This is a genomic window from Clostridium sp. UBA4395, assembly GCF_002390995.1.
In the GTDB taxonomy this organism is placed as follows: domain Bacteria; phylum Bacillota; class Clostridia; order Clostridiales; family Clostridiaceae; genus Clostridium_J; species Clostridium_J sulfidigenes.
This window is the reverse complement of sequence record NZ_DGRF01000073.1, coordinates 60,502-76,336: the sequence shown is the minus strand read 5'-3', so window position 1 is coordinate 76,336 and position 15,835 is coordinate 60,502. Positions and strand designations below refer to the sequence as shown.

Here is a 15,835-nt window from a genome sequence, read left to right as displayed (position 1 = left end):
CCGTAGGCTTATTAAGCTTGCTTATAATCCCTAAAAAATAATTATCTTATATAAATTATAGCTTATTTTAGGTCTTTTGACCACAAATTTAGGCTTAAAAACTGACTTTACTCTTGCGGTTGCAATAGCTTGCGCTAAAACGGAAGTTAGTTTTTCATTCAACGAATCTATGTTATCCTATTTAAATCTTATGAAAAGGAGTAATAAAATGGCAAATATAACCTTTAATAATATTGTTAAAAAATATGATGAAACCAATATTGCTGTTGAAAACTTTAACTTAGAAATAAGAGATAAGGAATTTATTGTTTTAGTTGGACCATCAGGATGTGGAAAATCTACAACTTTAAGAATGATTGCAGGTCTTGAAAGTATTACAGAGGGTGAAATATTCATTGGTGATAAATTAGTAAACAATGTAGCTCCTAGAGATAGAGATATTGCTATGGTATTTCAAAGTTACGCTCTATATCCCCATATGACTGTATATAAAAATATGGCTTTTGGACTTGAAATGAAAAAGGTACCAAAGGATGAAATTCATAAAAAGATCACTGAAGTTGCTAAAACTCTAGACATTGAAGAACTATTATATCGTAAACCTAAGCAGCTGTCAGGGGGGCAATGTCAACGAGTTGCACTAGGACGTGCTATTGTTCGTAATCCATCAGTGTTTCTACTTGATGAACCTCTATCAAATCTAGATGCAAAGCTTAGAACTCAGATGAGAACTGAGATAATCAAGCTACATAAAACTTTAGGTACAACCTTTCTATATGTAACCCATGATCAGACAGAAGCAATGACCATGGCAGATAGGATTGTACTAATGAAAGATGGCCTTATTCAACAGGTAGATACCCCTATGAATCTATATAATAATCCTTGTAACTTATTTGTAGCAGAATTCATGGGATCTCCTAAAATAAATACCCTAGAAGTTACTCTTATAAACAACTCTAACAATTTTTATGCTAAACTTAATTGCATTACAATTAAATTACCTAATACAGATAAAATTAAGTCTTTATTTAACAACTACGCAAATAAATCTATTATCTTAGGCTTTAGACCTGAAGATATATATGTTGAGAATAACACCATTAAAGATAGTCTAAGCAATATTATTTCAACTAAAGTTGATATTACTGAACTAATGGGATCAGAATCATACTTATATCTAGATTGTAATGGTAACAAGTTAATAGCAAAAGTTCCATCTTCTGCAGATATAAAATCAGAACAAATAAATATAGCAATTGATACTAGCAAACTTCATTTTTTTGATAAAGATACAGAAGAAAGAATAAATATCTAATATTATTAAATTTTAAAAGCACCTTCTTAAAGATTATTAAGAAGGTGCTTAATTATTAACCTTTACTTGATTATCTAATTTATTATCTCTATATTGTCTATGCTTTCAATACGGATAATATTAGTTTTAGTAACATCCTTTTTATCTTTATAGGTTATCTTAACCCACTCATCATCTACATCAAGAACTTCACATTCCATTTCGCTTTTGCCTGTAAATACTACAGCTCCCTCGCAATCAATAATACATTTCACACCAATTAGATCCTTTAATAACTTTGACAAGGCCTCTTCCCCCTTAATCTTTCTTTTTAAATTCTTTAAATCACCTTCTAATTTTTTTATTTTTGATGAATATCCTATCTGAGATAGGACTAGTACGAATGCAATTAACCCAAAATACTCCATGGAATTAATCCCCTTTCTAAAACTTATAACTTTACTAAGGTGTCCATATCCTCCCACAAATATAAAACTATACAAATATTAACATATGAACCTAGTTATATAGTCATATATAAAACTATATAACTATATAACTATTTAAATAGTTGTTCTGTTCATGCGTGTTTCAGCATCTTTGCTACTTAAATTAGCTCTTTATAAATGCTTCAATTACTGACTTAACTTCCTCTTTATTTTCCATATATAACATGTGCTTTCCTGAAATAATTTTAATCTTCATGTTAGGAAATATAAAATTTTCATGATGATCTGGTCCTACAGCATAATCTTCATTGCCAGCTATTACAAGGACTGGAATGTTTATTTTTTTAGTAACATCAAAATAATTTTTTAAATACTCTTTATTGCTAAGTCCTTGATTTGCCATGGATGCATTAAAACTATCTATTGTATTACTTACTTCTCTTAATTTTAAAAAATTATCATATTCCTTATATTGCAGTTTATAAAAGATATCTTTTTCAATAAGTCTAGTAACTATCTGTTGCCATTTTTCTATATATGATTTAGCCTCTATGGACTTTAATTCATTTTCAGATAATAATTTTGATCCATGATATATTTGACTCTTAAATGAGTCTTCCATGCTAAGGGTAACATTTAATAAAATAAGCTTGTCTATAGCCTCTCCATACTTATGAGCATAGTTTGTTGCAATAATTCCTCCAAAGGAATGAGCCATGACTATCCACTTTGATATGCCTAGTTTTTTTCTAATTTCCTCCATATCCTCTACAAGTCTATCAATAGAGTAATCAGTTTCCTCGTCTCCTTCTGATCTTGCACTTCCTCTTTGGTCAAAATATATCATATTCATAAAACCTTCTAATGCATTTCCACCTAATACTTCAAAATCAAGACTTCCTTCCCCTGGTCCACCATGGACAAATATACATGGAATACCTTGTCCTGATTGCTTTACATACAAGTTAACCTTATCCCTCATTTCTAGATACATTTATTTCACCTCTTTAAAATATCTTCCTGTTATTTCAATAGTGTTTCCATCTGAATCTTCTAGTATATCATCCACTTTTTAGTTCTAGGATTATAATCAAGGCATATTCCACATCCAGGTATATTTCTCTTTCTATCAAGACTTTTGTGTATATCATCAATATAACCATCGTTTTTAATGGGATATATGTTTACACCGTTACTGTAAGCATTCTCAAAATCAAATGCTGCCCCACCCTTAAACATATCATAAAGTTTATCTAATATCTCTGATGGTACTGGCTCAATACTTCTTTTTCTTCCCTTTAACTCACTAAGAATTTTGTGATGAATAACCTCTTTATAAACTTTTATATCATTCATATAAACCTTTACTATATAATCATCATCATGACAAAGATAGGCATATCTATTTTGTAAACTATCGAAAGTAAACTTCCTTAAAGGTTCAACTCGATGTGCTAAATACAATAACTCTGCCAGTTCCTCATTACTAACTTTCTCAAGGTCATCTTCACATTGAAAATCTACCCAACAAAAATCTCCATAACTATATACATCTTCTTCTATAAAACTTTCCATGTTATTCTGCAAAATATATTCAAAACCTAACTTATGACTCCAATTGCCCTCATCTGGAAATCCCTTTAAAACTAGAATGTTATTAGGTGTTTCTTTAATTCCACTCATAAAGTCCTTAAATGTCATTCCTGATGTAAACACAGAATTACTTTCTTCATCAATTTTTATATAACAAAACCATTTATTCTTCATTTTATTACGCCTAACCTCTCTAATATGTTCTTTCTATTCATCCATTATATATTAAGATTTTATCTTTTTAAAAATATACGTAACAATAAAGCCCCTATCATCTTGACTTTCACTATATTTAATTAACTTAAATGACTTATTTAAATCTTTAAAATCAGTTTGCTGAATCAAGTCATCTTTTCTAATTTTAGTATCTACTTTATGCTTCCATCCAAAACCACATACAAATAAAATGCCAGCATCAGCTATACATTCTCCGACATATTCAAGCTGGTTCTTGCTTAATCTATAATGGTTAACTAGAACATTATCAAATGTTCCAATATTTTTTAAAGAATTTATTACACTTAAATCTATTTGCTTTGTATGAACCAAATAATTATTTCTTTTTGCAAATCTATTCAACCTTTCAAGTGCTTTATTGCTAAAATCAATTCCTGTTACTTGAAATCCTTCTCCAAGAAAAAATAAAGTATTTCTACCATCTCCACATGCTATATCAAGAACAGATCCTTTTTTAAAGTATCCCATATTTTCAATTATTGATTTTTCAGCACTTAACGGCTTGTCACTTCTATTTTCAAATTTATCATCCCAATATTCTTTATTTCCCATGTACTCCATACTATACCTCCTAACTTAATCAAGTCATATTGATATATCCTCTTATTAATCTTGAATCTCCCTTATAAAAGCTTTAATAATATCTTTCCTTTTATATCCACTTATATTATGATAAATATCTTCTCGCTTATAATCAGGTACTATAAAACTGCTATCAATATTTTCATAGTTGTATTCCTTTCTAAAAGATATAGTAAATACTTTCTTATTCTAATATTGTAAAAAGGTTTATACTATTCCATTTTTTCTTTTTTATAATCTTTTTAAGTATAATCCAAATGGAATCTCGTAGTAGGTCGGGTTATTATTGTTATCAATATAATGATAATCATAGTTTTGAAACTTTACCAATTCAATAAATCCCCAAGATTTATACATAGCTGTTAATCTTTCTAAATCATTGTTATCAGCGGCAATTGTTACTTCTTTAAATCCTTTTTCTTCAACTCTTTGAAGAACCCTTTCCATGAGCTTCTTACCAAGTCCTAATCCCCTAAAGCCTTTTTCTATTCTGAAAGCACAAAGATAAGCTCTGTCTTTACCATTAGCTTCATCCTTATCTTCCGAATTCCAAAATATATAAAGCTCTCCTATTAACGAGCTATCTTTCTCATTTTCAATTGTCCAAAACTCTATATTATCTTTTTCAATTTCTTTAATGAAATATTCTTTAGTTGGAGATTCATTTTTCCATAAAGCCTTTAATTCATTCAAATTGCCCGTCCTAATTATCATATTTATCTCTACCTTTCATGTAACTATTGAGTTAAATACATATTAAAAACCACATTCCTCATTAACTATAAATAATTTCATCCTATTTTTATCCGCTTGTCCCTCAATTATTGAAAGCACATTACAAACCCTTTCCTTTGATGTACAATCTACACATCTATTTATTTCTACACAGGGTGGATTATAACCTGCTCTTTTTGCATTTAAAGGACATGCTATATTTCTAACTCTTTTTATTCCATCTTCAACATTGTCTACAATTTTATTTTTACCTACAACTACAATTACTTTATCTGGTCCAAAAGTAATTGCTGCTACCCTATTTCCACTATGATCCACATTGATAATTCTCCCATCAGTGGTCACAGCATTAGAACCGGTAATATACCAATCAGTTATAAGAGCTTTCTTTTTCAGCATTTTAGTTTCATCCTTGGTCTTTCCAAGTTCTTTATCATAAACTATATTTCCTCTGTCCATCAGTGATTCTACTATATTCATTTTCTGAAGGGTAGCTGAATGACCAATTCCAATGGTACATTCTTCATCTATAATTTTTAATATATGATTCTTAACTTCAGTTAAATCTTCAAAACATTCAACCTCTATATTTCTCATCCTAAAGTTTTCTTTTAATTTATTTATAGTATTTGTATCCATGATTATACCTCCATAATAATTTCATATAGAAAATACCGTATATACATTAATGAATAGTACGGTATTCTATAGATAAACATTTTAATTTTTTATTAAATACTGCTATGTTATAAATTTCTTTTCTTCAACAAATCTCATTAATTCTTCATTAAATTTTTCTTTCTGATCGTAAAATACTCCATGACCACTATATTTGAATGGTACAAGTTTTGAATTTCTAATACACTGATTTTGAATTTCAGCTAACTCAAATAGCACCACTTTATCATGAATGCCATGAAGAATTAATGTTGGAACCCTTATAGTCTCTAGATCAGAAAATAATTTTTCCTCACCTAGCCAAGTGTTTGCAATAGCCGCTGTAGACCATCCTGCTGCTTGTAGTCCAAGATTAAAGAACCACTGAGAAAATGGTTCAGATATATATTTAAAGAAAAATATATCTCCGAAATCTCTCAGCATTTTAGGCCTATCATTATATGTCCCATCAATAATTTTAACAACTTCTTCTCTATCCAATCCATAAGGAAAGTTTTTACGCTTAATAAGACTAGGTGCTGCTGCAGATATAAGAACTAGCTTAGATACTCCATACCCTTTATGACGAGCCATATATCTAATAGCTATAGCTCCACCTGTTGAATGTCCTGCCAGTGTGAAATCTCTAAGATCTAGAGCACCTACTACACATCTAACATCATCAGATAAACGATCATAATCATATCCATCATAAGGTTTATCAGAATCTCCAAAACCCCTGGTGTCTATTCCGATACATCTATACCCATACCTTGGAAGTTGGTCAAACTGATATTCAAACAGATTATGGTTACCAGGCCAACCATGTAAAAATACAATTGTTTTCTTTCCTTCTGGATTAAGATCCTCTACATAAACTTTCACATTTGGTTCAACTTTAATATAATATCCCACTCATTACCTCCATCAATGAAATAACTATATTGATATATTATTCACTCAGAAATTTTATGTGAGTACTTTCATGATGATTGTCTAATATATTGTTTGGTGATATTATAGGAATATTAGAGTTACTTAGTTTTTTATTGCATTATAGAATTCTTTTAGATCTCCCTTTACTTCATCTGAAAGAGAATGCCATCTGATTCCTTGTATTGCTCCCTCTAGTGCACATAACCTATTTATACAAGCAGAAGCGTCTATGGCTTTAATATCTAACCATGCTTGTTTACTCCCCACTTTTTTTAATTGTTCAACAGTTTTTATGCCGACTTCATTAAGTTGTTCTTCTAGTTTCTTACCTATATTGGGTAAGTCAGATAATTTACTCATAGTTTTCCTCCTATTTTAAGTTATTTAAATTTAAAATTTATACTTTTGTCCTTATAAAATAATCATCATATAGCATCATTTTTCTATTTAGTGGTACATAATATTTTTTCTTTAATGACTCAATACGCTCAGTTGCATTTGGAATTGCTTTTGTAAGAATTTCCTTAACATTAAAGAGTTCAAAAAAATTTTTATTTACAATTTCTAAAATATCATCTATATATTTCTGTTTTTCATATTTACTATGCAAATCTATTCTCAATAATCCATAATGGTTAAACTCATCTTCTGCTTCTCTTTTAAACATTTCAATAGTTCCAATTTTTTCATTTGTATCATTCAAAATTATCGTCCATCTCACAAAGTATTTATTCTCATAGGAAAAAGCCCAAAATTTAATTGCCTGCTCCATTCTTTCAACTGTTGTATAATAGAAATCATCACCATTACAATTATCTGAATTAATCAATTTCACAGCCTCTTTATCTGAATAACACTTTAGCAATTCCTCTGCATCTTTAATTGTTGTCTGTTTTAATGTAGTCAAATCATTTTTTAATATAGGGCACTGCTCATAAACATTCCTTATCATTTTAATCTCCTCCTTAAGTTAGTGCTTTTCTATCCTTATCTATCTTGATTCTAACTCTCTGAAGATTATTTCATAGAATTTATCTTTACTATAAACTTCATTCCAAGGGTTATGTCCACATTCCTTTAATAATATGAATTTAAAATCCTTTATGGTTCTTGTCAGTGGCTTTTCAACACCTTCAAAAGAATGAGAATCATATTCACCATGTATAGCAATTACAGGACATTTTATATTCTTTCCAAAGCCCAAAAGCTCTCCATTACTTCTTAATTTATTAATTTCTTTCATACAATTTTGAAAAACTTCTGGTTGGAAATCTAGAGATTCATTTTCAATAGAAATTGGACTATAGGAATCTGCCTTTGCCATTAATTCTCCAAATTCACGCAATACTTCTTTTTTGTTTGGATTATTATGTTCATTTAATAATTGAAATAATGTCCCAACTCTTAAGTTTTCTTCTTCTGTAAGTCTGTTAGCTCTTTTGCTATGCATTGATGAAAGATAAATATCTTCATAGGATCCACTTCCTATAAGTATAACCTTACTTACTAACTCAGGATATTTCCATGCAAAAATATAACTTAACCATGCTCCCCATGAATGACCAATTAGTGTTACTGGAAATTGTCCATTATTTTCAAGCAATTCTTTAAGTTCAGAAACTTGTCCATCAATAGAATTTGCTGATTGCATAGGTTCAAGAACTCCATACTTTTTTGATATTTCTTTTGCTACTGGAGCCATCCCCCCTGGAGCACCTGGTCCTCCGTGAATAACTGCTATATCATATGGTTCTCTTCCATACCTTCGTATCTTAATCATATAATTACTCCCTTTTATAAATGTATTAGACAATTTTTATATTATCTCTAATATTTTTTGAACTTTAATCCTTATCATTGTTAATCTTTACAACCATTTATTTTCTTTATTATACAAAACCTTTAAGTTTATTACAAATTTTTTCTATTTATGTATATTCATAATAATTATCTATTCTTATCAGTAAGTATTTTTCTTAATCTATTTCCCTACATATAAAAAGATATTTTAAATCAATATATATATCCTAATATGGTAAATAATAGTATAATAAGCTTAACCCTCATTAAATCTTAGGCTGAATAAATGTGTTATTAAATGTTATGAAAGATGTGGATTCAAGGCTATAAAGATCCTTGAAAAAAGAGAGCTTCATAAAGGTCAGTATAGAGATAATCTGGTAATGCATCTAGTTAGAAGTTAGTAAAACTTCCAACAACTTATAATTTATAATAACTCTAAGAATTAATTAATCTTTTAGTAAAAGAAATAAAATGTTTTACTTATTACCAAAAGAAGAATGATATACTTCCTCTATTTATGAAACTAATACTAAGTAGAACTCCTGTAACAAGAATATGTGAAATATTAGATATTGGCAGTAGCACCTACTACAATAAATTAGCATGGCTATATAGAAGGTGTTTAGAATCTCTTGAGAGATATGAAGGTAAGAAATTGATGAAGATACTGCTCTACTGACTTCTCTTTTAAGGATACATAAAGAAGGTATTTCAAATAAAGATACTCATATTTTCACTTGTAAGGTTGATAAAGAATTAGATAATAATGAAGCATATAAACAATATTTAACTCATAAAGAAAATATTAAATTATGGCAAGAGGCTAATAATTTAATAGAAGGTTTGGACAAATCAGCGATAGAGCTATTGGCTCATACGATATTTAATAATGAAATATATATAACTAAAACAATTAACGAAAAGATTATGTTGTTGGAACTAATGATTATATACCCCATCCATTTCCTTATAATGATGAAGGAAATAGATATGTTAATTGTGTTACAGATTTATCTGATCTTAATTGTTATGAATTAGCAGAGATAGTGTACAAAATAGATTTGAGGTCTATAAACACTTTCTTCAATCAGATAAGAAGAAAGATATCAATATTAGAAAGACCATTATCGGGGGGCAGAGGAGAAGGTAAAAGTTATATATATGCTAACTTTAATCCTAAATATGCTCAATATATGAATAACTATTCTAAGAACATATTTAAACTTCTATGAGACTTGGGATAGCAAATAAGAAATATAAAATAGAGGATATATTATATTTAAAATAACTAAATATCAATAAATAAAGTTTAAATGACTGGCTATTAATAGTCGGTCATTTAAACTTTATTTTAATTAATACCAATATACTGAAATCAAGTTTAATATTATGCTAAGTCTAATTATCGACATCATCTTCATTTAGTTTACTATCAATAACTTGTTGCTTTTTCTTATTTATAATTATCATTACTGAACGAAATACAAAAAAGAAAAGAACAAAACTAACAAAATATAATGCTAAATTTTTTATATCATATTGACCGCTTAATATTGCAAATAAAATTACGGAAGCAATCCCTGCTATAACTGTGTTTAATAATAATTTTTTCTTACTATCACCATTGGGATTCCAGATGTCAATCCCTTTTTTAAAATGGCGAATTGAAATAAATAACCCACATGATATTAATGCAAAAAATTCAACTGCATATTGAGCGAATGGAGCATTCATAAAAAATTGCTGTACAATAATAGAAATCATCAATCCAGTCACCAGCCATCCGTATGCCTCGCTTTGGATTTTTCTTCTCTCCAAAAGTATTCTTTCATCTTGAATTTTTTTATTCTTCATCTAATCCCTCCCAAAATAAATCATTTAATGTTTTGTTTAGTGTTTTACAGATTGCTATACAAAGGTTTAGTGTAGGGTTATAATCACCAGATTCAATAAGCCCTATAGTCTGCCTTGTTACGCCAACTGCTTTAGCCAAATCATCTTGTTTCATATCGCATTCAATACGAGCGATTTTCATTCGTTTATTTTTCATATAGCACCTCCTCATATTACATAGTATATAGTATAAATTGCTAAATGTAAAATATATATTGCATTATGAATAAAATAATAGTCAAATAATATTTATAACCTATAAAGAATATATACATACTTTTACTTACAAATTCATTTTAATTATATATATAATGAAAAAAGTTCTAAGTCATTTATTTAACTTAGAACTTTAGTGATTTATTAAGTGATTCTGTATGAGATTTTTATTGTGATTTCTTATGAGAATTTATAACTTTGCACCTCAAAACGGAACCCGTTGCACAAAAGACTTCCCTTCAAGGAAATATACCTAACTGTCTTTTAAAAATCTAGCTAGTAACATTGTGTTTTTATATTCATCTTTGATTTTTATGTTTTTATTTTTTCTTCCCTCTTCAATAAATCCGAACTTTTTATAAAGTGCTATAGCAGGTGTATTTTCTTCAAAAACCTCTAATTCAATTTTCTCAACTTGATTTTCTTTGCACCACTTTATAACCTCTTCCATTAACAAAGTTCCTATTTTTAACCCACTGTATTCCCTTAAAATTGTTATACCAAAATCTGCAACATGACTTGTCCTTTTAGTGTTACCCCTTTGTAATGTGGTAGAACCTACTATTTTCTCATTTACTTCTGCTATTAAAAATAAAGATGTATTTTTAATATATTCTGCCTCGTCTTCAGCTGTTAAATCAAATTCGTCTGGCTCTTTAGGAAAGAAACTTACCTCGCCCATTACTTGTTTCACCAACATTACAATTTCATTAGAATCTTCAACTGTTGCTTTTCTAATTATAAGTTCATTGTGATTTTTTTTCTTCATCATAATTATAACACCTTTCTATAACTTAAAATATTTTCCAATTTACCATTTGTATTATATTTTCCAATTTCAATCAAAAATTGATAATTGAGTATGGCATCCTTGATTTAACTTTTCTTTCATTGGTTTGGAATAACTACTTGATAAACCATATTTTTCTCTCAAAGCATTTACTGTTTTATATAAATTATTTTTATATTCCTTATTTGCTCCACCAGTTTTATATAATAATAGTAGGTCATCATATATCTTTGGAAATTCTTTCTTTATGAAATCTAAAAATACTTTTCTTGTACTACCTCTTAAATAAAGAGTTCCTGGTAGAACGTAATCCACATCACATTCTTTAGCATGAAAATATAGAGAATTTATATTTTCAAAAGTATCTGTTATATATGGAATAATAGGCATAAAATGAAGTCCAGTAGATGCATTGGTTTTACTAAATTCCTTTAACATTGCAAATCGTTTTAAAGATTCTACTCCATTTGGTTCAATTATTTTTCGTATATTTTCATCCATAGATGTAATTGTAGCTGCTATATTTACATAGGTAACCCTAGAAAGATTATCTATTAAATCATAATCTCTTAAAATTAAATCTGACTTAGTTGAAATAATGCATGGTGTTTTATACTTTATCATAAGTCTTAATATATCCGGCATTAGTTTATACTGTTCTTCTACTGGTTGATAGCTATCTGTTACCCCTCCAATATTCACAACTTCCCTTTTCCAAGAAGGACTACTCAGTTGTTTTTCCAATTGTTCAACCACATTAGTTTTTACATATATGTCTTCAAAATATTTATCTGAATCTAAATATTGATGTGAATACATAGCATAACAATATTTACAACCATGTTCACAACCTCTATATATGTTTAAATCCCAGGCAAAGGGTATTTTTCTTTTTAATTTATTACACGCTACATCACAAGTAATTTCTCTAATCTTTGCCATTTATTCACCTCCAATATAACAATGATAAGGAATATAAAAACTAATTATTTTATTTTTTACTTATAGGTAATATTTTACCATACATATGTATATTGGAGATACCTTTATGAAAAAATTTATTTTTATCCATGAATAAGTTTTTATATTTCCACTTATGTAATCATTTACTATGGACTGAAATTAGGTTAATATTATTATATAAATATCTTTTATAAAAATTTTATGTGACTTAAACTTATCTATTACTTAATGAAGGGGTTGTTTGAGATGAATAAAGATTTTTTCAAGAAGAATAGGCTAAAGTTATCAATGGAATTAGCTAATGGATCCATATTAATAATGTTTGCTGGAAAAGCACCGAAGAAATCAAATGACTATAATTATAAGTTCACACCAAATAGAAATTTTTATTACCTGTGTGGAATTGATGAGGAGTATATAAACCTTGTAGTTATTAAAGATAGAAATGGGAATATAGAAGAAAGACTTTATATCAGAAAATTTGATGAAAAAAGAGCTAAGTGGGTAGGTAAGAGTATTAATGTTGAGGATGCTAAAAAAATATCTGGAATAAATGATATTAGATTTATAGATGGCTTTAAAACAGATTTAAATAGTTTAATATCAACTAAGAATTTAACTCATATATATTTAGATTTAGAAAAAGATGCCTATGAAGATGATTTAACTACTAATGGTTGCTTTGCCAAAGATTTAAAGGAAAGATATTCTCAAGTTTTTATACATAACGTATATCCTAAGTTATCCATTCTAAGAATGTGCAAAGAAAAAGAGGAAATTAAAGAAATTAAGGCTGCTATAGAGAAAACTAAATTAGGAATAGAAGCGATGATGAAAAATGCTAAACCTAATATTATGGAATATCAACTTGAGTCCTATTTCGATTTTTCATTAAAAAACAATGGTGTGAAAGATTTTGCCTTCCCAAGTATAATTGCCAGTGGAAAAAATGGAACAATTCTTCATTATGAAGATAATAATTGCGAAATTAATGATAACTCTTTGGTTTTATGTGATGTAGGTGCAGCATGGAATTATTATCATGGAGATATAACTAGAACCTTTCCTGTTAACGGTAAGTTTACCGAAAGACAAAAACAAATATACAATATAGTATTAAATGCTGAACTTGAAACTATAAAAGCTCTTAAACCAGGTCATACTTTTCAGTCAATAAATGAGGTTACAAAAAAAGCTTTAACAGAGGGATTAATTGACCTTGGTATAATAAAGGATGAAAGTGAATTGTCTAATTATTACTATCATCAAGTAAGTCATCATTTAGGACTAGATACCCATGATGTAGAAGATTATGATGCGCCTTTTGAAGAAGGCATGGTAATTACAGTAGAACCTGGCCTATATTTATCCCAAGAAGGCATAGGAATAAGAATTGAGGATGATGTAGTTATAACTAAAAATGGATGTAAAGTCTTGTCTGATGAGATTATAAAAACTGTTGAAGAAATTGAAGAATTTATGAAGAAATGTTAAAAACAAAGAATTTTTTAATCCTTTAAAATATGAAGGAGAGTAAGTAAGTTTGTGTAAACACAAATTTACTTCTCTCCTTTTTTAATATATAAACTTTTATTTAATAAGTGCATCTCCAAAGAGAGAATTGAAGGTTTCATTTGCTATTTTTGTAAAATTTTCAGGTGTAGAATATTTATTTTCTAAATTAAGATTTTCCCATGTAGCAGTCCAGATTAGATATTTATCTAGGGGTAACATGCCCTTTACCTTTAGATGACAACCATCACGAACTAATAATCCATCTTTAGCTATTTTTTCAATATCAAAATATAACCTTGCACCTGTTTTATATTTCATTTTCTCATCCATAATAATTTTATTATTTTCCTTGGATAATACAACGACTTCACTTGAAACATTCCCATTAGAAAACATAATATAATCACTATAGTCCTTTGGATCACCAAGAAGCTCACCTATAGGCTTGTCCTTGTAGTTACTGCCTTCTTTTTTTAGTATATTCCACGACTTTAAACATCCATCGGTTTTAATTTTTTCCCAATTTTCCATTGTGGTACTATGAATAAGAACCCTAGGTTCATTTCCCCTTAAAAAAGCTTCATTATAATGATGATTCTCATATGCTTCCTTTGCTTTAATTAAGTCTTCCTCATCTACCGACAAAATCATATTTTTACAATAGCTATTTTCATATTCTATAAAATCCATAAGATTAAATTCCCATTGCTTACACTTTTTACTTACCTTCAAAGTATATACAGATGAATTGCCTCTTCCATTGGTTATTTCATAATTCGTAGAATTAGTTAAGCAAAATACAATCCAATCATCAGTATATCTTTCATCGGTAAATGGATTTATATGTTTCGGTTCAAATCCAGGTTCTGTAATGTATATCAAAAGCCTTCCTCCGTTCTTTAGATAATTGTTACCACTATTAAAACTAAATTATAATTATTCTGTTTTTAATATTTCTATTATAGCATATTTTCTAAATATTCATTATTATTTTTTATTTAATTTAATTATTAATATCTATGGCTTTAATATACTTAACATTATTCCTTTATTAAATTATATTCTCAACTTCAATAAATCCAAATTTTTTATATAGATCATAAGCAGGTTTATTGTCTATATGTACATCTATAATAATATCTTCTATATTCTTTTTATGCATATCATTTACACAGGTAGCTAATAGTGTAGAAGCAATTCCTTTATTTCTATGATCTGGTGCAACATGCAATGAATAAATATGCATCTCATTCACACTTCCAGGTAAAGCTATTAAAATACCTATTACTTCATCCTTACATTGTGCAGTTATAATATATCGTTTTGAAAAATCCCCTAAAATATTATTCCTAAGATTTTCAATAAACTTATCTGGTTTTTTACCAGAAAGATCAGGGTCTAAGGTTCCCTCTATAAACCTTGATAGATAAGTATTTAATTTACTTTCTAACTCTGCTCCTTCTAAAACTAGGTCACTGATTTTAAATTGAAATGGTTTTTCTATTTGGTTAATTAACTTCTTTCTAAGTTGTATGCTCATTTACTTGTCCTCCTATTTTTTCCAAGTACACTGTATCATTAATGCACTTCTAAGCATATTCTCCTATATATTTCTTTAAAGATTGCTCCATTCTACTTTTCATTGATAATATGTCTGTTAAGAATACATCCACCAAAAGTTTATCCTCCATCTGATATTCTTGTTTTGTAACTTGTCCACAAAATTTGTGATAGAATTGATTTGATGATGCATAATGATGGTTATAAACAACAATCTTTTCCATACCCATAACCATGTAGAAATCCAATGTGTAAATAATCATCATGAGAGAAATCCCTTTATTTCGTTGGTCAGGATATACCCAAAGCCCATTTAACTCTATACCCTTTTCAGGTATATCAACGGTTTCTGCAAAACTGCTAAAGGCTACTCCAAGCATCTTGTCGTTTTCAAATGCTCCAATTAACAAGCGAACATCATTATTTTCTTTCCCTGTATGCATCCACTCTCCCCAGAAGTCTAATTCTTGAGAAACTGAAAGGGTGTTTTCAGCCTTACCTGCCAACTCTTCCGTCCAGCACAAAATCTTTAATTCTAAGGCTTGCTGCATGTCTGATTCCTTTAATTGTCTAATTTCAATCATTGATTTATCCTCCAATTATACAACT

General features: G+C 28.7%; 20 protein-coding genes. 3 read left to right on the top strand and 17 right to left on the bottom strand.

The features are described 5' to 3' along the window. Nucleotides 1-208 precede the first annotated feature (208 nt). Complete coding sequence (locus tag B2694_RS13280) at nucleotides 209-1,318, top strand: ABC transporter ATP-binding protein (protein ID WP_346886153.1); 1,110 nt, start codon at nucleotides 209-211, stop codon at nucleotides 1,316-1,318. A gap of 74 nt (nucleotides 1,319-1,392) precedes the next feature. Here the strand turns inward: B2694_RS13280 and B2694_RS13275 are convergent, their stop codons facing one another. From B2694_RS13275 to B2694_RS13230, 10 genes are all read right to left on the bottom strand, one after another. Further along, on the bottom strand, nucleotides 1,393-1,725 hold the full coding sequence (locus B2694_RS13275; RefSeq protein ID WP_207656727.1) for a hypothetical protein: 333 nt from the start codon (nucleotides 1,723-1,725) through the stop codon (nucleotides 1,393-1,395). Nucleotides 1,726-1,909: 184 nt separating this feature from the next. Then, entirely contained in the window at nucleotides 1,910-2,740 is an 831-nt protein-coding gene (locus B2694_RS13270; protein ID WP_346886152.1) for an alpha/beta hydrolase, read from the bottom strand. Nucleotides 2,741-2,799: 59 nt separating this feature from the next. Further along, nucleotides 2,800-3,513, bottom strand: coding sequence for a hypothetical protein (locus tag B2694_RS13265; RefSeq protein WP_346886151.1), 714 nt, complete (start codon nucleotides 3,511-3,513; stop codon nucleotides 2,800-2,802). Nucleotides 3,514-3,564: 51 nt separating this feature from the next. After that, a complete protein-coding gene (locus tag B2694_RS13260; RefSeq protein WP_346886150.1) occupies nucleotides 3,565-4,137 on the bottom strand; it encodes a class I SAM-dependent methyltransferase in 573 nt (190 codons plus the stop codon). A gap of 252 nt (nucleotides 4,138-4,389) precedes the next feature. Next, complete coding sequence (locus tag B2694_RS13255; protein WP_346886149.1) at nucleotides 4,390-4,872, bottom strand: GNAT family N-acetyltransferase; 483 nt, start codon at nucleotides 4,870-4,872, stop codon at nucleotides 4,390-4,392. A 42-nt stretch (nucleotides 4,873-4,914) separates the two neighbouring features. After that, on the bottom strand, nucleotides 4,915-5,532 hold the full coding sequence (locus B2694_RS13250) for a lactate utilization protein (RefSeq protein ID WP_346886148.1): 618 nt from the start codon (nucleotides 5,530-5,532) through the stop codon (nucleotides 4,915-4,917). 102 nt (nucleotides 5,533-5,634) lie between these two features. Beyond that, nucleotides 5,635-6,465 (bottom strand): alpha/beta hydrolase, encoded by an 831-nt coding sequence (locus tag B2694_RS13245; protein WP_346886147.1) that lies wholly within the window; start codon nucleotides 6,463-6,465, stop codon nucleotides 5,635-5,637. Nucleotides 6,466-6,588: 123 nt separating this feature from the next. Further along, nucleotides 6,589-6,846: a TfoX/Sxy family protein gene (locus B2694_RS13240; RefSeq protein WP_346886146.1), complete on the bottom strand. Its 258-nt coding sequence runs from the start codon at nucleotides 6,844-6,846 to the stop codon at nucleotides 6,589-6,591. A 37-nt stretch (nucleotides 6,847-6,883) separates the two neighbouring features. Continuing rightward, entirely contained in the window at nucleotides 6,884-7,438 is a 555-nt protein-coding gene (locus B2694_RS13235; RefSeq protein WP_346886145.1) for a GNAT family N-acetyltransferase, read from the bottom strand. 39 nt (nucleotides 7,439-7,477) lie between these two features. Further along, on the bottom strand, nucleotides 7,478-8,266 hold the full coding sequence (locus tag B2694_RS13230) for an alpha/beta hydrolase (RefSeq protein ID WP_346886144.1): 789 nt from the start codon (nucleotides 8,264-8,266) through the stop codon (nucleotides 7,478-7,480). Between the two features lie 540 nt (nucleotides 8,267-8,806). On the opposite strand from B2694_RS13230, the gene B2694_RS13225 reads away from it, so the two are divergent. Continuing rightward, the gene (locus tag B2694_RS13225; RefSeq protein WP_346886143.1) at nucleotides 8,807-8,968 is read left to right on the top strand and encodes a hypothetical protein; all 162 of its coding nucleotides are present in this window, start codon (nucleotides 8,807-8,809) and stop codon (nucleotides 8,966-8,968) included. A gap of 719 nt (nucleotides 8,969-9,687) precedes the next feature. Here B2694_RS13225 and B2694_RS13220 read toward each other — a convergent pair. From B2694_RS13220 to B2694_RS13205, 4 genes are all read right to left on the bottom strand, one after another. Then, complete coding sequence (locus tag B2694_RS13220; RefSeq protein WP_346886142.1) at nucleotides 9,688-10,143, bottom strand: DUF6773 family protein; 456 nt, start codon at nucleotides 10,141-10,143, stop codon at nucleotides 9,688-9,690. Further along, a complete protein-coding gene (locus tag B2694_RS13215; protein ID WP_346867773.1) occupies nucleotides 10,133-10,339 on the bottom strand; it encodes a helix-turn-helix transcriptional regulator in 207 nt (68 codons plus the stop codon). Before B2694_RS13215 ends, B2694_RS13220 begins: the two co-directional genes overlap by 11 nt. 312 nt (nucleotides 10,340-10,651) lie before the next feature. Next, the gene (locus B2694_RS13210; RefSeq protein WP_346886141.1) at nucleotides 10,652-11,170 is read right to left on the bottom strand and encodes a GNAT family N-acetyltransferase; all 519 of its coding nucleotides are present in this window, start codon (nucleotides 11,168-11,170) and stop codon (nucleotides 10,652-10,654) included. A 66-nt stretch (nucleotides 11,171-11,236) separates the two neighbouring features. Further along, on the bottom strand, nucleotides 11,237-12,130 hold the full coding sequence (locus tag B2694_RS13205; RefSeq protein ID WP_346886140.1) for an SPL family radical SAM protein: 894 nt from the start codon (nucleotides 12,128-12,130) through the stop codon (nucleotides 11,237-11,239). Between the two features lie 267 nt (nucleotides 12,131-12,397). On the opposite strand from B2694_RS13205, the gene B2694_RS13200 reads away from it, so the two are divergent. Further along, nucleotides 12,398-13,645, top strand: a complete 1,248-nt coding sequence (locus B2694_RS13200) for an aminopeptidase P family protein (protein ID WP_346886139.1) — start codon at nucleotides 12,398-12,400, stop codon at nucleotides 13,643-13,645. 96 nt (nucleotides 13,646-13,741) lie between these two features. On the opposite strand, the gene B2694_RS13195 is transcribed toward B2694_RS13200, so the two are convergent. The 3 genes from B2694_RS13195 to B2694_RS13185 all read right to left on the bottom strand — a co-directional run bounded on the left by B2694_RS13195 (nucleotide 13,742) and on the right by B2694_RS13185 (nucleotide 15,825). Then, nucleotides 13,742-14,548, bottom strand: a complete 807-nt coding sequence (locus tag B2694_RS13195; RefSeq protein WP_346886138.1) for a hypothetical protein — start codon at nucleotides 14,546-14,548, stop codon at nucleotides 13,742-13,744. Nucleotides 14,549-14,717: 169 nt separating this feature from the next. Next, nucleotides 14,718-15,206, bottom strand: coding sequence for a GNAT family N-acetyltransferase (locus tag B2694_RS13190; RefSeq protein ID WP_346886137.1), 489 nt, complete (start codon nucleotides 15,204-15,206; stop codon nucleotides 14,718-14,720). 49 nt (nucleotides 15,207-15,255) lie between these two features. Continuing rightward, on the bottom strand, nucleotides 15,256-15,825 hold the full coding sequence (locus B2694_RS13185) for a GNAT family N-acetyltransferase (protein ID WP_346886136.1): 570 nt from the start codon (nucleotides 15,823-15,825) through the stop codon (nucleotides 15,256-15,258). Nucleotides 15,826-15,835: the final 10 nt, after the last annotated feature.